Genomic DNA, 665 nt, shown 5'->3' with positions numbered 1-665 from the left:
CGCCCGCGAACGCGGACCCGAACTCGCCGAGGTCGCCCGGGAACGGAGTTCGCTGCTGTGGGGCACGGCCCGTGAGCGCGGCCCGGAGCTGGCGAAGGTCGCCCGCGAGCGGGCGCTGACGGCGGAGGAGCGTTCCCTGTTGCTGGCGCAGCAGGCCCGTCACCGCGCCGAGGAGGCCCTCACCCGCGCCCGCCTGCAGTTGCAGCGCTGACAGCACGGTCCCGCACCCGGCGATTCTGCGCCGGTGCGGGACCGCCACTAGACTTCTTGGGCACTTCGTGGCGACGCACCCGCCGCCCGTCCGACCCCGAGGAGACCCCTTGCCGGCCGATGGCCTGTCCCACCCCGACCATGAGCGTGAGCAGGTCTACCTGTCGATGCTGTACGGCCACCTCGACTCCATGCGGGCCTACGCCAAGACCCGGCTGAGCCGGGTGCTGCTCGACACCGGCGGCACTCCGCAGGCCCGCAGCGAGCGGGAGTCCTTCACGCAGCTGTACACCGAGGACATCGCGAAATACGACGCGGCCGAGCACGGGCTGTGCTTCGGCCGGATCGACGTGCGCGACGGCGAGGACGGCGACGGGACCGAGGTGCGGTACATCGGCCGCATCGGCATCCTCGACGAGGCGAACGACTACGAGCCGCTGCTGCTGGACTGGCGG

The 665-nt window shown here is 72.2% G+C and carries 2 pseudogenes; both read left to right on the top strand.

Annotation, left to right across the window (positions count from 1 at the left end):
• Positions 1-211 (top strand): annotated as a pseudogene (locus CQZ88_RS21800) (DoxX family protein); the annotation flags it as partial.
• Positions 212-377: 166 nt separating this feature from the next.
• Positions 378-665 (top strand): annotated as a pseudogene (locus tag CQZ88_RS31565) (helicase); the annotation flags it as partial.

This window comes from Rhodococcus sp. ENV425, assembly GCF_002887785.1.
In the GTDB taxonomy this organism is placed as follows: domain Bacteria; phylum Actinomycetota; class Actinomycetes; order Mycobacteriales; family Mycobacteriaceae; genus Rhodococcus; species Rhodococcus aetherivorans.
This window is presented reverse-complemented; position numbering and strand designations above follow the sequence as displayed.